The organism is Allofournierella sp. (assembly GCF_048388525.1).
Taxonomy (GTDB): domain Bacteria; phylum Bacillota; class Clostridia; order Oscillospirales; family Ruminococcaceae; genus BQOK01.
In genome coordinates this window covers 29164-53958 of the sequence record NZ_DBGCTQ010000054.1, presented here as the reverse complement: position 1 = coordinate 53958, position 24795 = coordinate 29164, and the positions used below count along the sequence as shown (strand labels likewise).

Sequence of the window (24795 nt, the reverse complement as noted above, 5' to 3'; positions counted from 1 at the left end):
CATCGATTTTGAAAAGCTGGACAGGGAAGATGAAAAGTTCTGGAAAAAGTATTTTCAGAACGAGCTGTATCCGGTTTTGTCGCCCCAGATCATTGACCACCGGCACCCGTTCCCGTTTTTGCGCAACCAAGAGATCTACCTATGCGCCACCCTGAAAGCAAAGGGGGACGAGGAGGTTTCGTTTGGCCTGATCCCCATCGGCAGCCAGTTTGAGCGCCTGCTGTACCTGAAAAAGGAAGAAACGGTGGAATATGGCCTGGCGGAAGAGTTGATCTTCCATTTTGCCCAGCTGGTGTTTCCCAAGGGGATGCTGCAGAAAAAGTGCCTGTTCCGGGTCACCCGCAATGCGGACATTGATGTGAAAGAGGGCATGTTCGACCAGGATATCGACTACCGGCAGGTAATGAGCGAGCTGCTGAAAAAGCGCCGCAAGTTGGCGGCCGTGCGGTTGCAGTTCTGGAACCAGCCGCCCCAGGAAATTGAAAAATATCTCTGTGACAAGCTGGTGCTGCCGCAAAAACAATGCTTTGCCCAGGCGGCGCCTTTGGACCTGTCCTGCTTTTTCAAGCTGGCGGCCCGCCTGCAGGCGGACGGCCGCAGCGAGCTGTTCTATCCGCCCGCAAAGCCCTTGCAGGCGCCGGCAGGGTACCGCCTGGGGCGCGAGGTGGAAACGCACGACATGCTTTTGGCCTACCCGTATCAGAGCATGCGCCCCTTTATCAAAATGCTTATGGCCGCGGCGTTTGATCCGGAGGTCATCAGCATCAAAATGACCCTGTACCGCATGGCCCACGATTCCCAAATCGTGCAGGCGCTGGTGGCCGCCGCAGAAAACGGCAAAGAGGTGGTCACGGTGGTGGAGCTTCGGGCAAGGTTCGACGAACAGAACAACATCGACTGGTCCAAACAGCTGGAAGAGGCGGGCTGTACGGTGATCTACGGTTTGGATGAATACAAGGTGCATTCCAAGCTCACCCTGATCACCCGCAAGCGCGCCGGGAAATATCACTATACCACCCAGGTGGGAACCGGCAACTACAACGAAAAAACAAGCGAACAGTATACCGATCTGGCATTCGTTACCACCAGCCAGGAGATTGGGGAAGAGGCCGCCGCCGTGTTCAACAACCTGGCGGTGGAACGCCTTACAGACGATACGCGGTATCTTTTGGTGGCTCCCCTGTGCTTTAAAAGCGTTCTGCTGGCCGAGATCGACCGCGAGATCGACCAGGCACGCATGGGCCTGCCCGCCCGCATCACCTTAAAAAACAATTCCATCAGCGACAAAAACGTGATCGAAAAATTGGAGGAAGCCTCCTGCGCGGGCGTTGCAACGGACATGATCGTGCGGGGGATCTGCTGTGTGCGCGCCGGGGTGCCCGGCCACACCGAAAACCTTCGGGTGCGCAGCATTGTGGGGCGGTATCTGGAGCACTCGCGCATCTACGCCTTCGGTGAGGGGGAAAATCTTCGGATCTATATCGCCTCCGGCGATTTTCTGACCCGCAATACCGAGCGCCGGGTGGAGGTGGGCATCCGCATTGAGGACCGCAGCCTGAAAGAAAAGCTGTGGGGGCTTTTGCAGCTGCAGCTGGCCGATAACGTGAATGCCCGGGAAATGAAGCCTGACGGCAGCTACAGCAAGGTAAAGCCTGGCCCGGGGGAGCGCTGTATCGACAGCCAGATGGAGCTCTATGAGTATTTTTCCGCCGGCTTTGGGGCCGCGGTTCCGGAAAAAGAGCCCCACAGGAATAAAAAAGCCGGCCTGTGGAAGAGGTTTGACGCCCTGCTGCGTCGCGGCAAGTAAATTGCCTTGTCACCGCGCGACTTCGTGCGGTGACATTTTTTTGTATGTAAAGTGCTTTGACTGTACAACCACAAAAGCGCTTGAATGCGCATTTTTTGCTTGATTTTGCCGCGAAAACTGTTACTATATGTAAGTAAGAAACGCCTTGAACAGCCGGAAGACGAAAGGGGGCGCCATGAAAAAAATATTGCGTTTCGCGGCGGCCCTTGCGTGTGGGCTGTGCCTTATGGGAACGGCCGCCCGGGCGGAGGAGGGCGCTTCGCCCGCCCTTCAACAGCCCCAGGAGCTTCGGGCGGTCTATCTTGCCCCCGGGCGCGATTTTGACCCTGCCGCTTCCGAAGAGGACTGCAGGGTGCAGCTGAAGGCGGCCTTTTCCCAGGCGGCCGAATACGGGATGAACGCCGTGTTTTTGCCGGTGAATACAGCCTCGGGCGCGCTGTTTGTTAGCGAGCATTGGCCCATGGCCGCCGGGTTCGACCTGCTGGAGTGTGCGCAGCAGGAGGCCGCGGCGAAGGAGCTTTATCTGTACCCGGTATTCGATGCGGCCTTCGGCCTGCAGACCGGCGGAGGCTATGGGCCGCACAGCGCCCTTTCCGCCGCGGCGGTGCAGAGTGCCTGCCAGGTGCTGGCCGATCTGACGGCCCGCTACCAGCCGAATGGGGTTTATCTTGCCGGTTATTATAACCATAAGGATGCCGGCAGCATGAGCCTGTACCGCGCCGAGGGCGCCTCGATGGGGTATGAGAACTGGGTACGCGAATGCGTCACCTCCCTGGTGGTAAATGCGTCGCAGGCGGTGAAGGGCCAGCGGGGCGAAGCGGTGTTCGGCCTTATGGCTGACCCGGTGTGGGCAAACGTTGCTTCCGACCCGGCCGGCAGCGCCACCAGTGCCTCGTTTGAAATGCTCACCGGAGGCTTTGTGGACCTGAACGCCATTTTCACCTGGAGCAGCATCGACCAGGTGCTGGTGCGCTGCCCGGGCTCTCTGGCGGACGAAAACACTGCGTTCGGCACCGTGCTCAGTTGGTGGGCGGGCGTGGCGCAGCAGCATGGCGCCTCGGTTGCCGCCTATATTTACAACGATAAGCTGGGCGGCGACGAGGCGGGCTGGAAGGCGCCGGACCAGGTGATGCGCCAGGTCATCCAAACGAGGGAGATTCCCGGGTGCGGGGGGGCAGTGTTCGCCTCGCTGCCTGCCCTGCAGGAAAACACAGGCGGCTCCACGGACGTGCTGCTGCGCTATTATGCCGACCAGATCGAGGAGAACGACATCCTGACCGATCTCTCGGTGAGCACGCCCGAAAAGCGCACCTTTACCACCCAGGAGCCCCAGGTGAACTTCTACGGCGCTTCCGACCCGAATTTCCCCTTGAGCATCAACGGCAAGGAGCTGGAGCGCAACGGGGAAGGCGTATTCAGCCTGGAAATGGATCTGGCGCCTGGGCAGAATACCTTTGTGTTTGAACACAAGGAAAAAACGATTACCTATAACATCACCCGCGAGGTGGTCATCATTAAGGAGGCCGCACCCAGCGGCAGCATGACGGTGGAGGGCGGGACCCAGATCGGCATGACCGTGATGGCCTACTCCGGTTCGACCGTTACCGCAAGCCTGGGGGGCGCGAGCGTGACTCTGACCGAGCAGGAGCTGGCCACCGACGACGCCGACGGCAACACCTCCAGCTATGTGCCCTTTAAGGGAATGCTCACCGTGCCCGCGGCGGGCGAGAGCGAACAGGACGTGGGCAACATTGCTGTGAGCGCCGTTTGGAGCGGGATCACCCAGAGCGTATCGGCCGCGCGGGTGTATGTGGCGGCGCTGCCCCGGCAGGCCCCTAATGTGGAGGGGCAAAAGGGCAACCTGGTGCAGGTCACCGCCAGCCAGGCCCGCACCTACCCCGCAGGGGTGCTGAACAACGACCCTTACGGCAACTGCTTCCCACTGCCGAAAGATACGGTGGATTACATCGTGAGCGACAAGCTCACCTACGACGGCGACTACGGCCATGGTGAATATTATATCCTGGGCTGCGGCGTGCGGGTGAGCGCGGGCGATGTGACCAGCCTGGGCGAGGCGGAATGGGAATTGTCGTCGGTTTCCGGCACAAGCTCCTGGGCGGACGGGCAATATGTGTATGTGAGCCTTGCCCGCAGCGGCCGTAAGACCGCCTATACCGTGGAATTTCCCGGCACCGGCTATTCCTCGGGCGGCGGCGCCACCGGCTTTGGCGCAGGGCAGATGCGCGTGGTCCTGAAGGACACCCGGCTCGATACCGGCAGCCCGGAGCTGGCGGGCAACAATCTCCTTTCCGGCGCGAGCCTCTCGCAGGACGGCAACAACACGGTACTCACCCTTGACCTGCGCAGGGCAGGAGCATTTTTGGGCTACCGGGCTTATTACGACGGCGGCAACCTTGTGTTCCGGTTCAACCAGATCCCCTCCGGGCTTTCGGGGGCGAAGATTTATATCGACCCGGGCCATGGAGGCTATGACGGCGGCACCTCCATCGCGGGCATGTACACCGAGAAAAGCATGAACGCCGATCTGGCAAACCGGGTCGCCTCCATCCTGCGGGACCGGGGCGCCAGCGTGCAGGTGACCGATACGTCCGGCTATGTTTCGCTGGATGCACGGGTGAGCCAGTCCCAGAGCTACAGCCCGCATTTGTTTGTGAGCCTCCACCACAATTCCGGCGTTTCCAGTGCCAGCGGCACCGAGGCGTATTATTTCAACCCCTACTCCCGGCTGCTGGCAAGCAATCTTTCCGGCAGGGTGGCGGGCGCGCTGGGAACCCGTGACCGGGGCGCAAAATACGGCGCATACCGGGTGACGACCCACATGGACTTCCCGGCAGTGCTGGTGGAGTGCGGGTTTTTGACGAACCCGGACGAGCTCAGCAAGCTGCAGAACGATGATTATAAAAATGCAATGGCCGCCGCCGTTGCAGATGCGATCCAGAATACCCTTTCTTCCATGCAGTGAGCGGAAGAGCCGGCGGGACAGGTTTGTCCCGCCGGCTCTTCTTTTTTTGCGCTCTGCGGCATAGGTTTATAGCATTGGAAACGGCTGTAAAAAGAAAGGGGAATGCACCAGCTATGTGGGAGAACCAAACTGCCCAGCAGAACGAACAGCTCATGCCGCCCGGTGCGGAACTGAAGGCGGCCGTCACTCCGCCCATCACGCCAAGGGAAAAGCAGGCCCCCAACTATCTGCTGCGGGTTCAGCTTGCGCTCTGCGCGGCCCTTGTCGTGCTGGCGCTGGCGGCAAAGCACCTGGACCTGGCCTTTTACGAGCCCTGCCGGAACGCCTACGGCCAGGCCATGGGCGAGGGGGTCACGCTTTCGGGGCAGGAAGAGCTGATCAAGTTCGCATCCAAAGCGCTGGACGACGTGCAGCAGACAGCCCGGCAGGTCATGGCCGGGGCCGAGGCCGCGTTTGGGCAGGAGCAAGCCGCCCCCGAACTCACCGGCGCGGGGGGGCTGCAGCCGGCGCTGTGGCCCAAAGCGCCGGAGGGCTGCTCCACAAAGAGCTACCTGCCGGATTTTGAGCTGGCGCAGCCTGTCACCGGCTATAACCTCACCTCGGAATACGGCTGGCGCCGTCATCCCCTCACAAAAAAAAGCGATTTTCACACCGGCGCGGACCTGGCAGTGGCGCAGGGCACGCCCATTCATCCCGCAGCGGAGGGGATCGTGCTGAAAACAGGGCTTGATCCCTCGTACGGCAACAACGTGCTGGTGCTCCACACAGACGGCGTTGCCACCCGTTACTGCCACATGCAGTACGTGTTCGTGCGCCAGGGCGAGCCGGTGCAGCTGGACACGGTGCTGGGCACAGTGGGCCAGACCGGTGTTGCCACGGGGCCACATCTGCACTTTGAGCTTCTGCACGACGATGTCCGCTATGACCCGGCAAAGGCGCTGGGGCTGGAATGAGGCACCTGCGCGCCCGCCGCCCGGTGCTGGTGCTGGCGGCGCTTTGGTGGCTGCTTTACAACGACCACACCGGCCTTGCGCGCATCGGCCTTCTGGCGGCGCTTTTACACGAGAGCGGGCATGTGCTGGCCTGGGCGGCGATCACCCGCACCCTGCCGGTGCTGCGGTTCTCCACCGGCGGCATTGGGCTGGATACCTCCCGCGCGGTGCTCGGCCGCTGCCAGACCTTTTTTCTGGCCCTGGCGGGGCCGGCGGTAAACCTGGGGGCCTGCGCCGTAACGCTGGCCGCCCTTCAGCACAGGGCCAGCTACTGGGGCTACTTTTTTGCCGCCGCCAATCTGGTGCTGGGGGGGTTCAACATGCTGCCCTTCGGCCCCCTGGATGGGCGGCAGATGCTGGCGGCCCTGCGCCGGCGCCCTGGCCCCGTTTGCAATTCCCGCTCAAATGGGCTACAATAAACTGAATCGTTTTTTGTGGAGGAATTGCAAATTGTTTGACCCAAAACTCAAAGAGGCTCTGGCCCGGGTGCAAAAGCCCGGCCGCTACACCGGCGGCGAGCCCGGTTGCGTGATAAAAGACAAGGCGGGGGTGGACCTGCGCTTTGCGTTCTGCTTTCCCGATACCTACGAGGTGGGGATGTCGTTTTTGGGCATGAAGATCCTGTACGAGCTGCTGAATGAACGGCCGAACTGGTGGTGCGAGCGCGCTTTCATGCCCTGGCTGGATATGAAAGAGGAGATGGAGCGCCTGGGGCTGCCCCTTTATGCTCTTGAGAGCAAGGATCCGCTTACCTCCTTCGATGTTGTGGGTTTCACCCTGCAGTACGAGCTGTCCTACACCAACATCCTGGCGATGCTGGATCTGGCGGGCATCCCTTTTTATTCCCGTGACCGGGGGGAGGAGTGGCCGCTGATCGTGGCGGGCGGCCCCTGCGTGTGCAACGCCGAGCCGGTGGCCGACTTTTTTGACATGATGATGCTGGGCGAGGGGGAGCTGCAGCTGCCCGCGGTGTGCGCGGAGGTGGAGCGCGCAAAAAAAGAGGGGATCGGCAAAAAAGAGCTGCTGCGCCGTATCGCGCGGATCGAGGGGTGTTATGTGCCCTCGTTTTACGGGGTAAGCTATCAGCCCGACGGCCGCATTGCCTCCATCCTTCCCAATGACCCCGCCGCCCCCGCGGTGGTGACCAAAGCCATCATCCCGGATATGGACAGCCAGAAGCTGCCCACCAACTTTGTGGTGCCCATGGTGGGCGCGGTGCACGACCGCGCCCAGATCGAGGTGCTGCGCGGTTGTGTGCGGGGCTGCCGCTTTTGCCAGGCCGGCTTTTTGTACCGCCCCATGCGCCAGCGCAGCGCGGACAAGCTCAACGCCGCCGCGCGGGATCTGTGCGGGAATACCGGCTACGAGGAGATCAGCCTGACCAGCCTTTCCACCTCGGATCACAGCCAGCTGGAACAGCTGCTGGACGAGATGGCCCCCTGGGTGGAAAAGGATCATGTGAGCATTTCTCTGCCCAGCCTGCGGATCGATAATTTTACCGAAAGCCTGATCGAAAAGACCACAAAGGTGCGCAAGAGCGGCCTTACCTTTGCGCCCGAGGCAGGGACCCAGCGCCTGCGGGACGTCATCAACAAAAATATCACCTGGGAAGAAATCGAAAAAAGCTGCAAGATCGCCTTTAAGGCGGGGTATACCTCGGTAAAGCTGTATTTTATGATGGGCCTTCCCACCGAAACGCTGGAGGACATTGAGGGCATTGCAAACACCGCCCAGCAGATTGTTGATCTGTATTATGCAAACCCGGACAAGCCCAAGGGCAAAGGCGTGCAGGTGACCATCAGCGTGGCCTGTTTTGTGCCAAAGCCCCACACGCCCTTCCAGTTTGTCCCGCAGGACACCGAAGAAAGCCTGAAGGCCAAGCAGCAGCACCTTCTGCACAGCGTGCGCAGCAAAAAGATCAACGTGAATTATCACGACAGCTCCACCAGCTTTTTGGAGGCCGTGTTCGCCAAGGGGGACCGGCGGCTGGCACAGGTGCTGGTAGCCGCCTACCGCAAGGGCTGCTTTTTTGACGGCTGGGACGAGTGCTTCCATTACGACACCTGGCTTGAAGCCTTCCGGCAGTGTGGGTTGGATACCGCTTTTTATGCGGGCCGGCCCATCGGGCTGGAGGAAACGACCCCCTGGAGCCACCTGGACTATGGGGTCAGCCACGAATTTTTGGTGCGGGAGTACAAAAAGGCGCTGGAAGCGCAAACAACGCCGCCCTGCAACCGGCGCTGCAGCGGCTGCGGCGCAAACAAACTGGTAGGGGGTGCCTGCTTTGACTACAGTCAGGATCTGGTTCACTAAAACCGGCGAGGCCAGCTATATCTCGCTGCTGGACCTGCAGCGGGTCATGCAGCGGGCCCTGAAGCGCAGCGGCCTGCCGGTATGGTATACATTGGGGTTTAACCCACACATTTACATGACCTTTGCCTGCCCGCTGCCCCTGGGGCAGGAGAGCCTGGTGGAGAGCGTGGATGTGAAGACCGAAACCGAGGCCCCCGACCTTGAAGCCTGGCGGCAGGCCCTGGCGCCGGCCATGCCCCTGGGGCTGGAGGTGGTCCGGGTGGCGCTGCCCGCGCACAAAGCCGGCGGGATCGCCTTTGCGCGCTATACGGTGCGTCTGCCGGCCCAAAGCGCCGGGGCGCTGGAACAATACAACACGCTGGAAAGCGCTGTGGTGCTGAAAAAATCCAAGCGGGGGCAAAAGCCGATCGAGCTGAAAGCGTATGCCAAAACGCTGGACTTTGCTGTGGAAGGCGAGAGCGCGGCGTTTGAAATGACCCTGCCCGCGGGCGAGGGGCTGAACCTGAACCCCGCCCTGTGGCTGGGCTTTTTGCAGGAGCGGTTCGGGGTGGACAGCACCCGGGCGAACGTGCTCAGAACCGGGCTGCTTTTGGAAAATAGGCAGGATTTCAGCTAAAAAAGGCTTGCAAAGCGCGCGGGGACGTGCTATCATATTTAGGCGTTAGTGTTCGCTGGCACCACCAGCGGGGTTAATGTGCATCATTAAACGGGCGGTCCTCTGCCGGTGTGCCGGGTATGAACGCCGCAAAAAAATGGAGGATTCATCAATGGACGCAATGAAGATCATCACCGAGGGCATGATCAAAGAGAACAAGCCCAAATTTGAAGTGGGTGACACTGTTCGCGTGTCGGTCCGCATCAAGGAAGGCGAGCGCGAGCGCATCCAGGCCTTCGAGGGCACCGTGATCGCCAAAAAGCATGGCGGCGTGGCCGAAACCTTTACCGTTCGCCGCACTTCTTACGGCGTGGGCGTGGAGCGCGTGTTCCCCATCAATTCGCCCTTCGTGGAAAAAGTGGAGGTCGTTCGCCGCGGTAAGGTCCGCCGTGCGAAGCTTTTCTATCTGCGGAGCCGCACCGGCAAGGCTGCCAAGGTCAAGGAACGCATCTGATCATCGCGAACAAAAGGGACAATGTATATTGTCCCTTTTTTCGTTATATGGTAAAATAAAAAAAGCCTGTTTTGGGCAATTTTGTGCCGCGGGGCCCCAGTGGCCGGGCGGCAGGCGGGGAGGGCCGCGCACAATGGAAGAAAAGCGTTTTCAGCGCAACCTGGATCTTTTGGATTGGTACGACGCCCTGGTGTTCGCGCTGGCTGTTCTGGTGCTGGTGTTCACCTTTGCGGCGCGCATTGTGGTGGTGAGCGGCCACTCGATGGAACACACCCTGCAAAACGGCGACCGGCTGCTGATTCAAAGCACCTTTTACACCCCGCAGCGGGGCGACGTGGTGGTGCTGGACGGCTACATCAACTATGGAAAGCCCCTGGTAAAGCGGGTCATCGCAAAGGGCGGCGACCTGGTGGACCTGAACACCGACGAAGGCGTGGTCTATGTGAACGGCAAGGCCCTGGACGAGCCGTATACCGCCGAGCTCACCCGGGTGGCGGGCAACATGCCCTTTCCGCTCACCGTGCCGGAGGGCTCGCTTTTCCTCATGGGCGATAACCGCCAGCATTCCACCGACAGCCGTTTTGCCAGCGTGGGCTTTATCGACGAGCGCGATATTTTGGGAAAGGTGCTCCTGCGCGTTTTCCCATTGAACAAGATAGGGAGCATCCAATGAGCCAGGAATTTGTGAACCGCCGCAGCATCCAGTGGTTTCCGGGCCACATGGCAAAGACTCTGCGCCTGATCGAGGCGGATCTGAAAAACGTGGATGTGGTTTTGCAGCTTCTGGACGCCCGCATTCCCCAAAGCAGCCTGAACCCCGAGCTCCAGCAGCTCACCGCGGGCAAGCCCCGGCTGTATGTGCTGAATAAGGCCGACCTGGCCGACGACGCGCTCACCCGCGCCTGGGTGGACTATTTTCACCGGGAGGGCGCGGGCTGTGTGGCGATCAGCGCAAAACAAAAGGGCAGCGCCGCAAAGGTGCGCACAGCCATTGGGCGGGAGCTGGAGGCCTTGCTTGCCCGCCGGGCGGGCAAGGGCATGGCCGGCGCCCGCACCCGGGTCATGGTGGTGGGCATTCCCAATGTGGGCAAATCCACTTTTATCAATAATTTTGCGGGCGAGGCCCGCGCCAAGGCCGCGGACCGGCCGGGCGTGACCCGCGGCAAACAATGGGTAACGGCGGAAGGCTACGACCTTTTGGACATGCCGGGCGTTTTATGGAAAAAGTTCGACAGTTTGGAAACCGCCACAAACCTTGCCTTTATTGGCTCCATAAAAGATGATATTCTGGATATCGAAGAGCTGGCCATGGGCCTTTTGGCGCAGATGCAGGCGGTCTGCCCGGAAAAGCTGGCCGGGCGCTACAAGCTCAGCGCCCAGCAGCTGGGGCTCGCCCCCTGGGAGCTGCTGCAGGAGATCGGCCGCAGGCGCGGCATGCTGGTCAGCGGCGGCGAGGTGAACACCGAGCGGGCCGCCGTGATGGTGGTGGATGAATTCAGGGCCAGCAAGTGGGGGCGGATCACCCTGGAAGCGCCCCCGCAGAAAGGAAAGCCGGATGAACAGCCCATTGTATGAGTTTGACGACGGGGTGCGCGCTGCCCACGGGGTGTTCTGCGGGGTCGACGAGGCGGGCCGCGGCCCGCTTTGCGGCCCGGTGTGCTGTGCGGCGGTCATTTTGAATCCGGCCGACCCGATCGATGGCGTGAACGATTCCAAAAAGCTCAGCGAAAAAAAGCGCGAGGCGCTGTTTGAACAGATCAAAGCCCGCGCGCTGGCCTGCAGCATCGTGTTTGTGGGGCCGGAGGAGATTGACCGGAAGAACATTCTCTGGGCCACCATGGACGGCATGCGCCAGGCGGTGGAAGGGGTTTGCCCGGCGCCCGGGTTCGTTTTGGTGGACGGCAACCGCGTGCCCCCGGGCCTTGCCATCGCCGCCGCGGCCCAGGTAAAAGGCGACGCGTGCAGCGCCAGCATTGCCGCCGCATCGGTTCTGGCCAAGGTCAGCAGGGACCGCTATATGCGGGAGCTGGACGCCCAGTACCCGCAATATCAGCTGGCAAAGCACAAGGGCTACCCCACAAAGCTGCACTATGAGCTTTTGGCGCAGTACGGGCTTCAGCCCTTTTACCGCCGCTCTTTTTTGAAAAAGCAGGGGTATTGAGGTGACGGACCGGCAGGAGCGCGGCCGGCGGGGCGAGGCGGCTGCGGCAAAGTATTATCTGGACCGGGGCTGCCGGCTGCTGGCCCACGGATACCGCACCCGCCAGGGCGAGCTGGATCTGATCCTGGAGGACCGGGGCGTCATTGTTGTTGCTGAGGTGAAGACCCGGGGCCAGCGCGCCCTGTTTTCCGGGGCGGAGGCGGTGGACACGGCAAAGCAGCGCCGCATTTTGCTGGCCGCGAAGCGCTATTTGCAGCAAAATGGCCTCACCGAACGCCAGGTGCGGTTCGATGTGGTGGAAGTGGGCTGTGTGCCGGGCGGGTACCGGATCCATTGTATCAAAAGCGCATTTGAGGCCGGGCTGTAGGGCGGCGCCCCGCCGGCTTTGCTGAAGAGGGAAAGAAGGGGGAAACAACATGCAGTTTTGCAGCACAAGGGATGCGGGGCGCTTTGCCGGCGCTCGGCAGGCGATCACACAGGGCCTTTCAGAGGACGGCGGGCTGTTCGTGCCCGCACAGATTCCGGCAGCGGACCTGGAAGTGCTGCTTGCCAAGCGGGAGTATCCCGCCCTGGCCGCGGAAGTGCTGGGCGCTTTTTTGACCGATTATGACCCGGCGTTCCTGCGGCGGGCCGCCGCAGAGGTCTATGGCCCGCGCTTCGGCGCAAGGCCCGCCCCGCTGGCGCGGGCTGCCGACGGCATGTATGCGCTGGAGTTGTGGCACGGCCCCACCTGTGCCTTTAAGGATTACGCGCTTCAGCTCATGCCGCGCCTGCTGGTGGAGGCAAAGCGAAGCCTGGGCAGGGAAGAGACCACCTTTATTTTGGTGGCCACCTCCGGCGACACGGGCAAAGCCGCCCTGGAAGGCTACCGGGACGTGCCCGGGGCGCGCATTGCGGTGTTTTATCCCAGCCATGGCACCAGTGAGATACAGCGCCTGCAAATGACCACCCAGCCCGGCGAAAACGTGGCGGTTTACGCGGTGCAGGGCAATTTTGACGACGCACAAAGCGGCGTGAAACTGGTGTTTGGAAGCCGGATGGTGCAGGACGAACTGGCGCAGCGGGGTGTGCAGCTGTCCAGTGCAAACTCCATCAACTGGGGGCGGCTGGTGCCGCAGATCGTTTATTACTTCGCCGCTTACCAGCAGCTGCTGGAGCAGGGGGCCGTAACCCTGGGGGACAAGGTCGATTTTTGTGTTCCCACCGGCAATTTTGGCGATATCCTGGCCGGCTGGTATGCAAAGCGCATGGGCCTGCCCGTAGGGATGCTGGTGTGCGCCTCCAACCAAAACAATGTGCTCACCGATTTTTTTGCCACCGGCGTATACGACGCCCGGCGCGCGTTTTTCCGCACCACCTCGCCCTCCATGGATATCCTTGTTTCCTCGAACCTGGAACGGCTTTTGTACCATGCGGCCGGGGATGCAGCGAAGGTGCGCGGCTGGATGGAAAGCCTGGCCAGCAACGGCCGGTACGAGGTGGAGCCCGCCGTGATGGAGCGCATCCGCGCAGAGTTTGCCGCCGGCTGCGCCGACAACGCGCAGGCCGCGGCAGAGCTTCGCACCCAGTTCGAAAGGGCGGGTTACCTGTGCGATCCCCACACCGCAGTGGCTTTTAAGGCTGCCCGAGAATACCGCGCCCGCAGTGGCGGCGCGGCGCCCATGGTGGTGCTCTCCACCGCCAGCCCCTTCAAATTCCCGGGAGATGTGCTGGCGGCGCTGGGCCAGCCCGCGCCGCAGGGCGAATTTGAGGCCATGGAGGCTCTGGCAAGGCACACAGGCCAGCCTGCGCCGGCTGCTCTGGCGGGCCTGCGCACCCTACCCGAGCGTTTTCGGCAGACCATCCGGCCCGAAGAAATCGCCGATGTGGCCCTTGGCAGAAAGTAAAAGCAAACAAAAAAACGGCCCGCTAAACCCCAAGGCTTTAGCGGGCCGTTTCGGGCGGGGCCCCGCGGGTGTATTTATACCTCGCGGAAGGTCTCGCATTTTGTTCTGCCGGGATCGTCGGAACAGTTGTTTACTTGGATGGTACCCGCAGTGCAGCAGCAGGCGCCGTTATTGTAAACACAGTTCATAACGTCGCAGCAGACGCCGTTGATGATCGGCTCATTTTTATTTTCCATCTTCATTTCCCCCTTTACGCTGTCTATTGTGCGCTCTTTCGCGCGGCTTATAAGGAGTTTTTTATGGCAATTTTTGCAATTGGGGACCTGCACCTCTCGCTGGGGGCGCAAAAACCCATGGACGTGTTCCCGGGCTGGCAGGGATATGTGCAGCGGCTCGAAGCCAATTGGCGCAGGCTGGTGCAGCCGCAGGACACGGTGGTGATCGCGGGGGACATCAGCTGGGCCATGAAATTGGAGGACACAGCGGCAGATTTTGCTTTTTTAGAGGGGCTGCCCGGCCAAAAGCTGCTGCTCAAGGGCAACCACGACTATTGGTGGTGCACCGCCCGCAAAATGGAAACCTGGTTTGCCGCACAGGGCTTTGGCAGCCTGCGCCTTTTGCACAACAACTCCTGCACGGCGGAGGGAAAAGCCCTGTGCGGCACCCGCAGCTGGATGTTCGAGCCGGGCGAGGCGCACGACGAAAAGGTCATGGCCCGGGAGCTGGGGCGCCTGCGCATGAGCCTGGAGGCGGCGGGGGCAGGGCTGGAAAAGCTGGTCTTTCTGCACTACCCGCCGGTGTTTCCCGGGGCTTCGGCGCCCCAAATCACGGCGATGCTGGGCGAATACGGCGTAAAGCGCTGCTTTTATGGGCACCTGCACGGGGCCTCGATCCGCCGGGCGGTGCAGGGCGTTGTGGATGGGGTGGAATACCGCCTGATTTCGGCGGATTCCCTGGGCTTTTGCCCCTATAAAGTTTTGTGAAACCCTAGCTTTTTCATGCCGGGCGTGCTATAATAAACTGAATTTCTTTGTATGGAGGAAATAGAATGAATCTCGTCAAAAGTGAAAAGCTCGAAAAGAGCATGCATGAACTGCAATTTTCGGTCGACGCCGAAACTTTTAAGGCTGCCATCGATAAAGCGTTCAAGCGCGAGGGCAAAAAGTACAATGTGCCCGGCTTCCGCAAGGGCCATGCGCCCCGCACCGTGATCGAAAAAATGTATGGCGCCGATATCTTCCACTATGATGCCATCAACGACCTGTTCCCGGAAGCTTATGAGGCTGCGGTGAAAGAGGCAGCCATTGAGCCGGTGGGCCGCCCCGAGGCGGATGTTGTTTCTGAAAATCTGGAAGAGGGCGTGGTGCTCAAGGTCACCGTGCCCGTTAAGCCCGAGATCAAGGTGGGCGGCTACACTGGTTTAAAGGCCACCAAGAACGTCAATACTGTGAGCGACGCCGACGTGGACGCCGAGCTGGCCCGCATGCAGGACCGCAACGCCCGCATCGTGACCCGTGAGGGCGCAGCCGAAAACGGCGATACCGCGGATCTGGACTTTGAGGGCTTTGTGGACGGCGAGGCCTTCGAGGGCGGCAAGGCCGAGCATTACAGCCTGGTGCTGGGCAGCGGCAGCTTCATCCCCGGCTTTGAAGAGCAGGTGGTGGGCCACGCCGCCGGCGAGGAGTTCGAGGTGAACGTAACCTTCCCCGAGGAGTACCAGGCCGCCGAGCTGGCCGGCAAGGCCGCTGTGTTCAAGATCAAGCTGCACGAGGTCAAGACCAAGGAGATGCCCGTTCTGGACGACGAGTTCGCCAAGGACGTGAGCGAGTACGACACCCTGGATGAGCTGAAAGCCAGCATCCGCAAGGGCATGGAAGAGCAAAACGAGAAGCAGGCTTCGCTGCAGGTGGAAAACGATCTGGTGGACCAGGTCATTGGCACGATCGAGGGCGATATCCCCGACGCCATGTACGAGAGCCGGCTGGACGAATTGGTGCGCGACTTTGAGTACCGGCTGCAGCAGCAGGGCCTGAAGCTGGAGATGTATCTGCAGTACATGGGCCAGACCATGGAGACCTTCCGCGCCTCCTTTAAGGAGCAGGCTGAAAAGCAGGTCAAGATCCGCCTGGCCCTGGAGGCCGTGGCCGCCCAGGAAAAGATCGAGGCCAGCCAGGAAGACTTTGAGGCCGAGATGCAGCGCATTGCCGACGCCTACAAGATGGAGGTCGAAAAGGTCAAGGAGCTGGTGAGCGAGGCCGAGGTCAAAAAGGACCTGGCCGTGAACAAGGCCATCGACTTCATTAAGGAAAAGGCCGAGATCATCGAAAACAAGGTCGCAAAAGACAAGGAGTAATTTGTTTTTGCGCACCGTTACATAAGCTGCTCTGCGTTGACCGATGCGCGCACTCGCTGCCGTGTCGGTCAATTTGCAGGCAGCTTGCACTTTCAAAACAGGAGGCATTACTATGAGTTTGGTTCCTTACGTGATCGAACAAACTGCCCGCGGCGAGCGCTCTTACGACATTTTTTCCCGCCTTTTGAACGACCGCATCATCATGCTGAGCGACGAGGTGAACGACACCACCGCCAGCCTGGTGGTGGCCCAGCTGCTGTATCTTGAGGGGCAGGACCCCGACAAGGATATCAGCCTGTATATCAACAGCCCGGGCGGCTCCATCAGTGCCGGCATGGCCATTCACGACACCATGAAATACATCAAGTGCGATGTTTCCACCATCTGCATGGGCCTGGCCGCCTCTATGGGCGCGTTTCTGCTGGCCAGCGGCACAAAGGGCAAACGCCTTGCGCTGCCGAACGCGGAGATCCTGATCCATCAGCCCCTGATGAGCGGGCTGCAGGGCCAGACCACCGACATCAAGATCCACGCCGACCACCTGGTGCGCACCCGCCAGAAGATGAACGAGCTGCTCAGCCAGTATACCGGCCAGCCGCTGGAAAAGATCGCCGCCGACACCGAGCGGGATAATTTCCTTTCGGCGCAGGCCGCGGCCGAGTACGGCTTGATCGATGCCGTGATCGAACACCGATAAAACCGAAAAAAGGAAAAGCGATTTATGCCGAACAACAATTCCGGGAAAGAGAAGGAAAAAACGCTTCACTGCAGCTTCTGCGGTAAAAGCCAGGACGATGTGGAGCGCATGATCATTGGTCCCGGGGTGAACATCTGCAACGAGTGTATCACCCTGTGCCATTCCTTGCTGGACGAGGAAGGCAAGCCGGACGTGCCGCCCAAGGCGGGTCCCGGCCGGCGCGGGCAAAGCCATGCCGCCCCCACGCGCGAGCCCGTGAACGTGCTTACCCCTGCCGAGATCAAGGCGGGGCTGGATCAGTACGTCATTGGGCAGGACGAAGCCAAACGGGTGCTGGCGGTGTCGGTGTACAACCACTACAAGCGCATTCTGAGCGGCCAGGGCGGCGATGTGGAGCTGCAGAAGAGCAACGTTCTGCTGCTGGGCCCCTCCGGCGTGGGCAAGACCCTTTTGGCCCAGACCCTGGCCAAAATGCTGGGCGTTCCCTTTGCCATTGCGGACGCCACCACCCTTACCGAGGCGGGCTATGTGGGCGAGGATGTGGAAAACATTCTGCTCAAGCTCATTCAGGCGGCGGATTTCGATGTGCAGCGCGCCGAGATCGGCATCATTTATATTGATGAGATCGACAAGATCACCCGCAAAAGCGAAAACCCCTCCATCACCCGTGATGTGGGCGGCGAGGGCGTGCAGCAGGCGCTGCTCAAGATCCTGGAGGGCACTGTGAGCAACGTGCCCCCCCAGGGCGGCCGCAAGCATCCGCAGCAGGAGTTCATTCAGATCAACACCAAAAACATCCTGTTTATCTGCGGCGGCGCGTTCGACGGCCTGGAAAAATACATTCAGCGCCGCACCGATACCTCGGCGCTGGGCTTTAACAGCCAGCTGAAGGATACTTCGCTGCGCGAAAAGCAGAACCTGCTGCGCAAGGTGGAACCCCACGACCTGGTCAAATTCGGGCTGATCCCCGAGCTGATCGGCCGGCTGCCCGTGGTCACTGTGCTGGACCCGCTGGACGAGGACGCCCTGATCCGGGTGCTCAAAGAACCGAAGGACAGCATCGTAAAGCAATATCAGGCCCTGTTCCGCATGGACAATGTGGAGCTGGAATTTACCGACGAAGCCCTGCGCGCAGTGGCGAAAAAAACCATTGAGCGAAAGAGCGGCGCCCGGGGCCTGCGCAGCGTGGTGGAGGGCCTTTTGATCCCCATCATGTTCGAGGTACCCAGCGACCCCACCATCATTCGGGTAATTGTTACCCCGGAGGCGGTGGAGGGCGAAAAGCCCCAGCTGGAATACGGCGCTGTGCGTAAACGGTATAAAAGCACTGTTCCGGTGGTATAACCACCCCTCGCAAGCGCGTCAGAGCGCCCCAGGCTTCCGGGGCGCTCTTTTTTATCAGTATATATTCTTAAAAAATGCCGCAAAAGAACGCTGTGCTTGAACCGTCCACCTTTTTTGTGTATAATAAGGAACTATAAACAATCATTCCCGCCCTGAGAAGGGCGCTTTTATAGGGAGGTCCCTCACCATGTCGGAACGAGTAAAAGTCAAGGTCGAACACAACGTGCAGCGCCTGCCCGCCATCGCACTGCGGGGCTTGGTGGTATTCCCCAACAATGTGGTGCACTTTGAAGTGGGGCGCGCCAAAAGCATTGCGGCGGTAGAGTGGGCAATGGCCAATAACAGCCAGATCTTTCTGGTAACACAGCGCGAGATGGACACCGAAGAGCCCGCCACCGAGGACCTGTACCGCTACGGCGTGGTGGCCGAGGTCAAGCAGCTGCTGCGCGTGTCCGACGAGCTGGTAAAGATCCTGGTCGAGGGCAAGCACCGCGCGCGGCTGGTGGGCCTGGAACAGGGGGAAACCATGCTCATGGCCTCCATTAAGGATGCGCCGGTGCGCGGTCTGCGCTCAGGGCGCGGCGTGGAAGCCGAGGCTGTGGTGCGCAGCCTGAAGGCCGGATTTGAGCGCTATCTTACCCTGAACCCCCGCATGCCCAAGGACGTGGTCTACAACATCCTCACGAATTCCAGCCCGGAATTTTTGAGCGAATATATGGCAGCCAACCTGCTTTTTAAATACCAGGATAAACAGGCCGTGCTGGACGAGAGCACCCTGCTGGGCCGGCTGCAGGTTACGCTGGAGCTTTTGGGGCGGGAAAACCAGGTGCTGGAGCTGGAAAAAGAAATTCAGGACAAGGTCAACGACCAGATGGAAAAAAACCAGCGGGACTATTACCTGCGGGAGCAGATGCGCGCCATCGCCACCGAACTGGACGAGGATGATGACGTGCGTTTTGAGGCCGAGCGGTACCTGGAGCAGATCAACTCGCTGGAACTGCCGGAGGAAGCCCGGGAAAAGCTGGTAAAAGAGGCCGAGCGCTTTGCACGCATGCAGGCCAGCGGCCAGGAGGCGGCGGTGATCCGCACCTATCTGGACACCTGCCTTGGGCTGCCCTGGGGGCAATATACCCAAGATGATCTGGACATCGGCCGTGCCGCAGCGCTGCTGGACCGGGAGCATTACGGCCTGAAAAAGGTGAAGGACCGCATTCTGGAACTGCTGGCCGTGCGCAAACTAAGCCCGGAAGTAAAAGGCCAGATCATTTGCCTGGTGGGCCCTCCCGGTGTGGGCAAGACCAGCATTGCGCGTTCCATCGCCGCCTGCATGAACCGCCGCTACGCCCGCATGAGCCTGGGCGGCGTGCGGGACGAAGCCGAGATCCGGGGTCATCGGCGCACGTATATCGGCGCAATGCCGGGCAAAATCATCAGCGCGGTAAACACTGCCAAAAGCATGAATCCGCTGCTTCTTTTGGATGAGATCGATAAGCTCGCAAGCGACTTTCGGGGCGACCCGGCCGCGGCGCTGCTGGAAGCTCTGGACCCGGAGCAGAACAAGACCTTTAAGGATCATTATCTGGATATCCCGTTCGATCTGTCGCAGGTGCTTTTCATCACCACGGCCAACGACCTGTCCACCGTGCCGGCGCCCCTGCTGGACCGGATGGATGTGATCGAACTGCCCAGCTATACAAGGGTGGAAAAATACAACATTGCAAAGCGCCATTTGCTGCCGAAGCAGCTCAGGAACAACGGCCTTGCGGGAAAGGTGAACCTGACCCAGGGCGCGCTGTACGGCCTGATCGACGGTTACACCCGGGAAGCGGGCGTGCGCGGGCTGGAACGCGCGATCACCGATGTGCTGCGCAAATGCGCCCGGCAGATCGCGGCGGGCGAAACCGAAAAGGTAACAGTGACGGCGGCCGGCCTGGAAAAGCTTTTGGGGCCGCGGCGCATCAAGCCGGACTTCCACAACCGCACCAATGCGGTGGGCATTACAAACGGCCTGGCCTGGACCAGCGTGGGCGGCGAACTGCTGCCCATCGAGGTTCAGGCTGTGCCCGGGGGAACCGGCAAGATCGAGCTCACAGGCTCGCTGGGAGATGTGATGAAGGAAAGTGCAAAGCTTGCCGTCACCTATGCCCGGGTGCATGCGGCGGCCTACGGCATCGACCCCGCCTGCCTTAAAAGCTGCGATCTGCACATTCACGCGCCCGAGGGCGCCGTGCCAAAAGACGGCCCCAGCGCGGGCGTTACCCTGACCACCGCCCTGATCTCCTGCCTTTCCGGCATGCCGGTGCGGGCAGATGTGGCCATGACCGGTGAGATCACCCTGCACGGCAATGTGCTGCCCATAGGCGGCCTGAAGGAAAAGAGCATGGCCGCGTATCGGGAGGGGATCAAGACCGTATTGATCCCGCAGGGGAACCTGAGCGATCTGTACGAGGTGGACGAAGAGGTAAAAAAGGCGATCCGTTTTGTGCCTGTGAATGAATTGGACGAGGTGCTGCATCAGGCCCTCCTCTGGCCCAAAGCGCTGGAAAAGCCGCAGGGGAAAAAAGCGGCCGCAGCCGCTGTTCCGCTGGGGCAGCGGGGCGTGCAGCCCGCCCCACAGGCGGTGCGCCAATAAAGGAGCAAAGCAAACGGTATGAACTATCAAAAAGCAGAATTTAAAGCTTCCTACGGGCTTTCCAGCCAGCTGCCGGAAAGCGACCGGCCGGAATTTGTGTTTTCCGGCCGGTCCAACGTGGGTAAATCCAGCCTGATCAACCGCCTGTGCAGCCGCAAAAACCTGGCGCGGGTCAGTTCCACCCCGGGCAAAACTGCCACGATCAACTTTTACACGGTGGACGGCGTCTATTTCGTGGACTTGCCGGGGTATGGCTATGCCAAGGTGTCCGGCGCGGACCGGCAGCGCTGGGATGAGCTTATCAACAGCTATTTCGACGCCGGCCGCCAAAGCGTGCTGCTGGTGCAGCTGCTGGACTGCCGGCACGCCCCCTCGGCCGACGATCTTCAAATGCTGGAATACCTGCGCTTTCGCAAAATCCCGTTTCTTGTGGCCCTGACCAAGGCCGACAAGCTGAAAAAGAGCGAGGCCGCCGCCGTTCCCGCTGAATTTGAGGCTCTTTGCATACCTTATGGGTGTAAAGCCGTTGTGCTTACCAGCAGCGAAAAGGGCACGGGCATCCCCGAATTGCAGGCATTTCTGCAAAGCAGCCTGGAAAGCGGGGAATAACGCCGTGGCTTACAACGAGTTCGCCTATTTTTATGATGAGTTGAACGGCGAGGCCGATTACGAGGCCCTTTACACCTATGTGCGGGCGCGGCTGAAAGACCACGGCCTTGAAACCGGGATTGTGGCGGATCTGGGGTGCGGCACCGGCGATCTTACCCTCATGCTGACCCAGGCCGGCTATGATATGATCGGGGTGGATCAATCGGAAGAGATGCTGGCGGTGCTGCGGGAAAAAGCCGAGGAATTGGGGGTGGCCGGCCGCCTGCTTTTGCTGCAGCAGGATATTCTGGCGCTGGATCTTTACGGTACCATCCACGCGGCGGTGTCCACCTTCGATACCCTCAACCACATCGGCCCCAAAGAGCATTTTGAGCAGGCTGTGTATCGGGCGGCCTTTTTTATGGAAAAGGGCGGCGTGTTTGTGTTCGACCTGAACACCCCCTACAAGCACCGGCAGATCCTGGCGCACAACACCTTTCAGGTGGAGGGGCCGGATGCGGTGTGCCGCTGGCAAAACCGCTGCAGCGTGTCGGGCGACCGGGTGGATATCTCCCTTCAGATTTCTTACCTGGACACAGGGGAGAGCTTTCAGGAAGAATTCACCGAGTATACCTACGAACTGGACTATGTGCGGGCGGTGCTGGAGCGCTGCGGCTTCTCGGTGGAGACGGTCTGCGACGGGGAAACCTTCGGTCCCCTGCGCCCGGAAAGCCAGCGCATGTGTTTTACCGCGGTCAAACAATATACACAGATGGAGAAACAATCGAATGTATAACATGATACGGGGAATTTCCGAGGATGGAGGCGTGGTGTTCTGCGGGGTGGATTCCACCGCCCTGGCGCGGGAGGCCGAACGAATCCACGCCACCAGTGCGGTCACCAGCGCGGCGCTGGGGCGCCTGCTCACGGCGGCCGCCATGATGGGCGTCATGCTGAAAAGCGAGCGGGATTCCATCACGCTGCGCATGAACGGCGGCGGCCCGGCAGGCATTGTTCTGGCGGTGGCCGACGGCAGGGGCTGCGTGAAGGGGTATGTGCAGAACCCTGTGGTGGAACTGCCCCTGCGGCCGGACGGCAAGCTGAACGTGGGCGCCGCTGTGGGCAGGGCGGGAACCTTGAGCGTGGTGCGCGACCTGGGGCTGAAAGAGCCCTATGTGGGGCAGATCCCCCTGGTCTCCGGCGAGGTGGCGGAGGATATCACCGCTTATTATGCCGTCAGCGAGCAGATTCCCACCGTGTGCGCGCTGGGGGTGCTGGTCAACCCGGATCTCACGGTAGCCTGCGCGGGGGGGTACCTGGTGCAGCTGCTGCCCGGTGCCACCGAGCAGGAGATCAGCCGGCTGGAGGCGAATGTGGCCGCCCTTCCCGGCGTTACGGCGCTCTTGCAGGAGGGGCTGGGCCCAAAACAGATCATGGAGCGGGTAATGGAAGGTTTTGCCCCCCAGGTGCTGGATGAACATACGGTGGCCTACCGCTGCGATTGCTCCCGCGAGCGGGTGGAACGCGCCCTTGTGAGCATGGGCAGAGAAGAACTGGCCGACATGGCCGAAAAAGAGGGCACGGTAGAAGTGAACTGCCAGTTCTGCGACAAAAAATATCGGGTGGATGCGGCACAACTGCTGCGCGAGCTTTGACCGTGCAGCCTGCTGCCGCCGCACACCGGGCGGCAAAGTGCCCGCAGCTGTTTTTTTGTGTTTTGTGTAAAAAAGCGCTCTTTGCCGTATGCTTTCAGGGCAAAGAGCGCAAACTAAAAAAAGTTCCACAATTGACTTGACAAAACAGGCAAGATACGGTAAAATAATCAACGTCGCCGGCAGACGCAAGGCGGCTCAAAACCCCATGGTCTGCGGCTTTAGCTCATCTGGTAGAGCGCCACCTTGCCAAGGTGGAGGTAGCGAGTTCGAGCCTCGTAAGCCGCTCCATTTGGAAGTTTAGCTCAGCTGGGAGAGCATCTGCCTTACAAGCAGAGGGTCAGCGGTTCGAGCCCGTTAACTTCCACCATGTGGCCCGGTAGTTCAGTTGGTTAGAACGCTAGCCTGTCACGCTAGAGGTCGTGAGTTCGAGCCTCATCCGGGTCGCCATTTGCCTCTGTAGCTCAGTTGGTAGAGCAGGGGACTGAAAATCCCCGTGTCATTGGTTCGATTCCGATCGGAGGCACCATTTTGCGGCTTTAGCTCATCTGGTAGAGCGCCACCTTGCCAAGGTGGAGGTAGCGAGTTCGAGCCTCGTAAGCCGCTCCACACATAAAATACCGGCTTTGCCGGTCATATACGGTGCCGTGGCCAAGTGGTAAGGCAAAGGTCTGCAAAACCTTCATTCACCAGTTCAAATCTGGTCGGCACCTCCAATTCAGAAAACGGGCTTTTGAAGTGATTTCAAAAGCCCGTTTTTGTTGATCCCGGCCGCCTGGAATGCCGGGCGGCCCGCAAAAGCGCAAAAGAGCCGGGCAAAAAAGAGGCGATCGGTGAAGCTTCTTTGTTGTGCCCTCGTTTTTTCCATGTTATAATAAAAACAGTTATCTGCGGTGCATGGCACCGCGCCGCAAGACCGGCGCGAAATCGTTCCAACAAATTGGTGGGTGACAGGTTTCACCCAAGAAGGGCAAGATGGCCTATGCAAAAGTCCAAACGTGCGCTGGCCGCCTGCGCAGGGCTGGCGGCGGCCGGCCTGCTGGCGGGATGCTCCTCCGGCAGTCGGAATCTTGTATTCGATGTAAGTTCCCAGAACAGCGGCCCCCAGACCGAGCTCACCTTTTTTGGCTTCAAGTACGAAGCGCTGAACGTGTTCGCCATCGAGGATGCGCTGCACGCTTATATGGATGAAAACCCCCAGGTCTCGATCTCGTACGACGGGATTAAAAGCCCGGGGTATTTTGATGTGTTGGAAAAGCGCATTTCCACCGGCAACGGCGATGATATTTTTATGGTGGATCACGAGCGCGCGCTGGAGCTGGGCGCCGGGGGGCGGCTGGCGGATCTATCCGACCTGTCCACGCTGGCGGATTTCAGCCCCCTTGCCCAAAGCCAAATGGCGGCCGCCGGCTCCATTCAGTATGTGCCCACCTCCATCTCTGCGTTCGGCCTTTACTGCAATCTGGACCTCTTAAAGCAGCACGGGCAAAAAGTGCCGGAGAACCTTGCGGAGCTGGAGGCGGTGTGTGATTACTTTGCAGCGCAGGGTATCGTTCCCATCGTGGCGAACAACGATATTTCCCTGAAAACGGTCGTGATTGCAAAAAGCCTTCTCCCCCTGTATCAAAGCGGTGACACCGCCCTGCAGATCGAGCGCTTCAACAGCGGTGGGGAGGACCTGGCCGCCGCGCTTCGGCCGGGCTTCGAGCTGGTGGAGCAAATGATCCGACGCGGCTGGGTCGCCCCCGCACAGGCGCTGGAAACGGCAAAGACCAGGGACGACCTGCTTCTTTTTGCACAGGGCCAACAGCCGTTCATGCTGACCGGGGCCTGGGCGGTGCCGCGCCTGAGGGAACTGGAGCCGGATTTTAAATTTGACGTGCGCCCGTATCCCATCCTGCCGGACGGCAGCGTGCTGGTGATAAATGTGGACACCCGCATCAGCGTCAACGCAGAAAGCCCGCATCTGCAAGAGGCTAAAGCGTTTGTGGAATATCTCACCCGCAGCGATGTGATGTGGGAATTCGTGAACAGCCAAAGCTCCTTCAGCCCCCTGGCCGAAAACCGGCTGGCAGAGGACGCCGCCATCCAGGCCATCGGCCCTTATCTGACCAATGGCCGCAGTGTGTTGGGGTCAGACGATAACTTCCGTTTTCCCATCTGGGATATGACCCGCCAGTGCGTCGTGGAGATGCTGCAAGGGGGAGATGCGGACGAGGCGGTGGCCCAAATGCGGACGCTGCTGGAACAGTGGGACGGCACGAAAAGGTGATATGGC

At 60.4% G+C, this 24795-nt stretch carries 22 protein-coding genes and 6 tRNA genes; 27 read left to right on the top strand and 1 reads right to left on the bottom strand.

Features of this window, described 5'->3' with window-relative positions:
* The 12 genes from ppk1 to thrC form a co-directional block, all read left to right on the top strand.
* A partial coding sequence (gene ppk1, locus ACMLHZ_RS07225; protein WP_418667088.1) for a polyphosphate kinase 1 occupies positions 1 to 1807 on the top strand: 1807 nt, incomplete at its 5' end.
* A gap of 832 nt (positions 1808 to 2639) precedes the next feature.
* Positions 2640 to 4790, top strand: coding sequence for an N-acetylmuramoyl-L-alanine amidase (locus ACMLHZ_RS07220; protein ID WP_418667089.1), 2151 nt, complete (start codon positions 2640 to 2642; stop codon positions 4788 to 4790).
* Between the two features lie 113 nt (positions 4791 to 4903).
* Entirely contained in the window at positions 4904 to 5743 is an 840-nt protein-coding gene (locus ACMLHZ_RS07215) for a M23 family metallopeptidase (protein WP_418667087.1), read from the top strand.
* Entirely contained in the window at positions 5740 to 6201 is a 462-nt protein-coding gene (locus ACMLHZ_RS07210; protein WP_418667086.1) for a peptidase, read from the top strand. Before ACMLHZ_RS07215 ends, ACMLHZ_RS07210 begins: the two co-directional genes overlap by 4 nt.
* Positions 6202 to 6232: 31 nt before the next feature.
* Entirely contained in the window at positions 6233 to 8095 is a 1863-nt protein-coding gene (locus ACMLHZ_RS07205) for a TIGR03960 family B12-binding radical SAM protein (protein ID WP_418667085.1), read from the top strand.
* The gene (locus ACMLHZ_RS07200; RefSeq protein ID WP_418667084.1) at positions 8067 to 8711 is read left to right on the top strand and encodes a TIGR03936 family radical SAM-associated protein; all 645 of its coding nucleotides are present in this window, start codon (positions 8067 to 8069) and stop codon (positions 8709 to 8711) included. Before ACMLHZ_RS07205 ends, ACMLHZ_RS07200 begins: the two co-directional genes overlap by 29 nt.
* A 151-nt stretch (positions 8712 to 8862) precedes the next feature.
* Entirely contained in the window at positions 8863 to 9204 is a 342-nt protein-coding gene (gene rplS, locus ACMLHZ_RS07195) for a 50S ribosomal protein L19 (protein WP_418667083.1), read from the top strand.
* Between the two features lie 133 nt (positions 9205 to 9337).
* Positions 9338 to 9877 carry a signal peptidase I gene (gene lepB / locus ACMLHZ_RS07190; protein ID WP_418667082.1) on the top strand — a complete coding sequence of 180 codons (540 nt, stop codon included), beginning with the start codon at positions 9338 to 9340 and terminating at the stop codon, positions 9875 to 9877.
* Positions 9874 to 10779, top strand: a complete 906-nt coding sequence (ylqF, locus tag ACMLHZ_RS07185; protein WP_418667081.1) for a ribosome biogenesis GTPase YlqF — start codon at positions 9874 to 9876, stop codon at positions 10777 to 10779. The genes lepB and ylqF overlap by 4 nt, the downstream gene beginning before the upstream one ends.
* A complete protein-coding gene (locus ACMLHZ_RS07180) occupies positions 10760 to 11365 on the top strand; it encodes a ribonuclease HII (protein ID WP_418667080.1) in 606 nt (201 codons plus the stop codon). The genes ylqF and ACMLHZ_RS07180 overlap by 20 nt, the downstream gene beginning before the upstream one ends.
* Before the next feature lies 1 nt (position 11366).
* Positions 11367 to 11732: a YraN family protein gene (locus tag ACMLHZ_RS07175; RefSeq protein WP_418667079.1), complete on the top strand. Its 366-nt coding sequence runs from the start codon at positions 11367 to 11369 to the stop codon at positions 11730 to 11732.
* 49 nt (positions 11733 to 11781) lie between these two features.
* Entirely contained in the window at positions 11782 to 13251 is a 1470-nt protein-coding gene (thrC, locus tag ACMLHZ_RS07170) for a threonine synthase (RefSeq protein ID WP_418667078.1), read from the top strand.
* Between the two features lie 74 nt (positions 13252 to 13325).
* Here the strand turns inward: thrC and ACMLHZ_RS07165 are convergent, their stop codons facing one another.
* Positions 13326 to 13487 carry a DUF1540 domain-containing protein gene (locus ACMLHZ_RS07165; protein WP_177564114.1) on the bottom strand — a complete coding sequence of 54 codons (162 nt, stop codon included), beginning with the start codon at positions 13485 to 13487 and terminating at the stop codon, positions 13326 to 13328.
* A 63-nt stretch (positions 13488 to 13550) separates the two neighbouring features.
* On the opposite strand from ACMLHZ_RS07165, the gene ACMLHZ_RS07160 reads away from it, so the two are divergent.
* From ACMLHZ_RS07160 to ACMLHZ_RS07090, 15 genes are all read left to right on the top strand, one after another.
* Positions 13551 to 14234 (top strand): metallophosphoesterase, encoded by a 684-nt coding sequence (locus tag ACMLHZ_RS07160; RefSeq protein ID WP_418667077.1) that lies wholly within the window; start codon positions 13551 to 13553, stop codon positions 14232 to 14234.
* 65 nt (positions 14235 to 14299) lie between these two features.
* Positions 14300 to 15604 carry a trigger factor gene (gene tig / locus ACMLHZ_RS07155; protein ID WP_418667076.1) on the top strand — a complete coding sequence of 435 codons (1305 nt, stop codon included), beginning with the start codon at positions 14300 to 14302 and terminating at the stop codon, positions 15602 to 15604.
* A gap of 112 nt (positions 15605 to 15716) precedes the next feature.
* On the top strand, positions 15717 to 16301 hold the full coding sequence (locus ACMLHZ_RS07150; protein WP_177564105.1) for an ATP-dependent Clp protease proteolytic subunit: 585 nt from the start codon (positions 15717 to 15719) through the stop codon (positions 16299 to 16301).
* A 24-nt stretch (positions 16302 to 16325) separates the two neighbouring features.
* A complete protein-coding gene (clpX, locus tag ACMLHZ_RS07145) occupies positions 16326 to 17645 on the top strand; it encodes an ATP-dependent Clp protease ATP-binding subunit ClpX (protein ID WP_418667075.1) in 1320 nt (439 codons plus the stop codon).
* 187 nt (positions 17646 to 17832) lie between these two features.
* Positions 17833 to 20277 (top strand): endopeptidase La, encoded by a 2445-nt coding sequence (gene lon, locus ACMLHZ_RS07140; protein ID WP_418667074.1) that lies wholly within the window; start codon positions 17833 to 17835, stop codon positions 20275 to 20277.
* A gap of 18 nt (positions 20278 to 20295) precedes the next feature.
* The gene (yihA, locus tag ACMLHZ_RS07135) at positions 20296 to 20886 is read left to right on the top strand and encodes a ribosome biogenesis GTP-binding protein YihA/YsxC (protein WP_418667073.1); all 591 of its coding nucleotides are present in this window, start codon (positions 20296 to 20298) and stop codon (positions 20884 to 20886) included.
* A 4-nt stretch (positions 20887 to 20890) separates the two neighbouring features.
* A complete protein-coding gene (locus ACMLHZ_RS07130) occupies positions 20891 to 21661 on the top strand; it encodes a class I SAM-dependent DNA methyltransferase (protein WP_418667072.1) in 771 nt (256 codons plus the stop codon).
* Positions 21654 to 22520 (top strand): Hsp33 family molecular chaperone HslO, encoded by an 867-nt coding sequence (hslO, locus tag ACMLHZ_RS07125; RefSeq protein ID WP_418667071.1) that lies wholly within the window; start codon positions 21654 to 21656, stop codon positions 22518 to 22520. The genes ACMLHZ_RS07130 and hslO overlap by 8 nt, the downstream gene beginning before the upstream one ends.
* A gap of 212 nt (positions 22521 to 22732) precedes the next feature.
* Positions 22733 to 22808: transfer RNA gene (locus tag ACMLHZ_RS07120), tRNA-Gly, on the top strand.
* Positions 22809 to 22811: 3 nt separating this feature from the next.
* Positions 22812 to 22887: transfer RNA gene (locus ACMLHZ_RS07115), tRNA-Val, on the top strand.
* Positions 22888 to 22890: 3 nt separating this feature from the next.
* Positions 22891 to 22967, top strand: a tRNA-Asp gene (locus ACMLHZ_RS07110).
* Between the two features lie 3 nt (positions 22968 to 22970).
* Positions 22971 to 23046: transfer RNA gene (locus tag ACMLHZ_RS07105), tRNA-Phe, on the top strand.
* 4 nt (positions 23047 to 23050) lie between these two features.
* Positions 23051 to 23126 (top strand) — tRNA-Gly (locus ACMLHZ_RS07100).
* Positions 23127 to 23158: 32 nt separating this feature from the next.
* A tRNA-Cys gene (locus tag ACMLHZ_RS07095) sits at positions 23159 to 23233 on the top strand.
* Positions 23234 to 23499: 266 nt separating this feature from the next.
* Positions 23500 to 24789: an ABC transporter substrate-binding protein gene (locus ACMLHZ_RS07090; RefSeq protein WP_418667070.1), complete on the top strand. Its 1290-nt coding sequence runs from the start codon at positions 23500 to 23502 to the stop codon at positions 24787 to 24789.
* Positions 24790 to 24795 lie beyond the last annotated feature (6 nt).

What these genes read in the sequence shown, in the direction of transcription:
- ACMLHZ_RS07220 (WP_418667089.1), top strand. Translation starts at nt 2,640, where the DNA reads ATGGCTGACCCGGTGTGGGCAAACGTTGCTTCCGACCCGGCCGGCAGC.
- ACMLHZ_RS07215 (WP_418667087.1), top strand. Translation starts at nt 4,904, where the DNA reads ATGTGGGAGAACCAAACTGCCCAGCAGAACGAACAGCTCATGCCGCCC.
- ACMLHZ_RS07210 (WP_418667086.1), top strand. Translation starts at nt 5,740, where the DNA reads ATGAGGCACCTGCGCGCCCGCCGCCCGGTGCTGGTGCTGGCGGCGCTT.
- rplS (WP_418667083.1), top strand. Translation starts at nt 8,863, where the DNA reads ATGGACGCAATGAAGATCATCACCGAGGGCATGATCAAAGAGAACAAG.
- lepB (WP_418667082.1), top strand. Translation starts at nt 9,338, where the DNA reads ATGGAAGAAAAGCGTTTTCAGCGCAACCTGGATCTTTTGGATTGGTAC.
- ylqF (WP_418667081.1), top strand. Translation starts at nt 9,874, where the DNA reads ATGAGCCAGGAATTTGTGAACCGCCGCAGCATCCAGTGGTTTCCGGGC.
- ACMLHZ_RS07180 (WP_418667080.1), top strand. Translation starts at nt 10,760, where the DNA reads ATGAACAGCCCATTGTATGAGTTTGACGACGGGGTGCGCGCTGCCCAC.
- thrC (WP_418667078.1), top strand. Translation starts at nt 11,782, where the DNA reads ATGCAGTTTTGCAGCACAAGGGATGCGGGGCGCTTTGCCGGCGCTCGG.
- ACMLHZ_RS07165 (WP_177564114.1), bottom strand. Translation starts at nt 13,487, where the DNA reads ATGGAAAATAAAAATGAGCCGATCATCAACGGCGTCTGCTGCGACGTT.
- ACMLHZ_RS07160 (WP_418667077.1), top strand. Translation starts at nt 13,551, where the DNA reads ATGGCAATTTTTGCAATTGGGGACCTGCACCTCTCGCTGGGGGCGCAA.
- tig (WP_418667076.1), top strand. Translation starts at nt 14,300, where the DNA reads ATGAATCTCGTCAAAAGTGAAAAGCTCGAAAAGAGCATGCATGAACTG.
- ACMLHZ_RS07150 (WP_177564105.1), top strand. Translation starts at nt 15,717, where the DNA reads ATGAGTTTGGTTCCTTACGTGATCGAACAAACTGCCCGCGGCGAGCGC.
- clpX (WP_418667075.1), top strand. Translation starts at nt 16,326, where the DNA reads ATGCCGAACAACAATTCCGGGAAAGAGAAGGAAAAAACGCTTCACTGC.
- lon (WP_418667074.1), top strand. Translation starts at nt 17,833, where the DNA reads ATGTCGGAACGAGTAAAAGTCAAGGTCGAACACAACGTGCAGCGCCTG.
- yihA (WP_418667073.1), top strand. Translation starts at nt 20,296, where the DNA reads ATGAACTATCAAAAAGCAGAATTTAAAGCTTCCTACGGGCTTTCCAGC.
- hslO (WP_418667071.1), top strand. Translation starts at nt 21,654, where the DNA reads ATGTATAACATGATACGGGGAATTTCCGAGGATGGAGGCGTGGTGTTC.
- ACMLHZ_RS07090 (WP_418667070.1), top strand. Translation starts at nt 23,500, where the DNA reads ATGCAAAAGTCCAAACGTGCGCTGGCCGCCTGCGCAGGGCTGGCGGCG.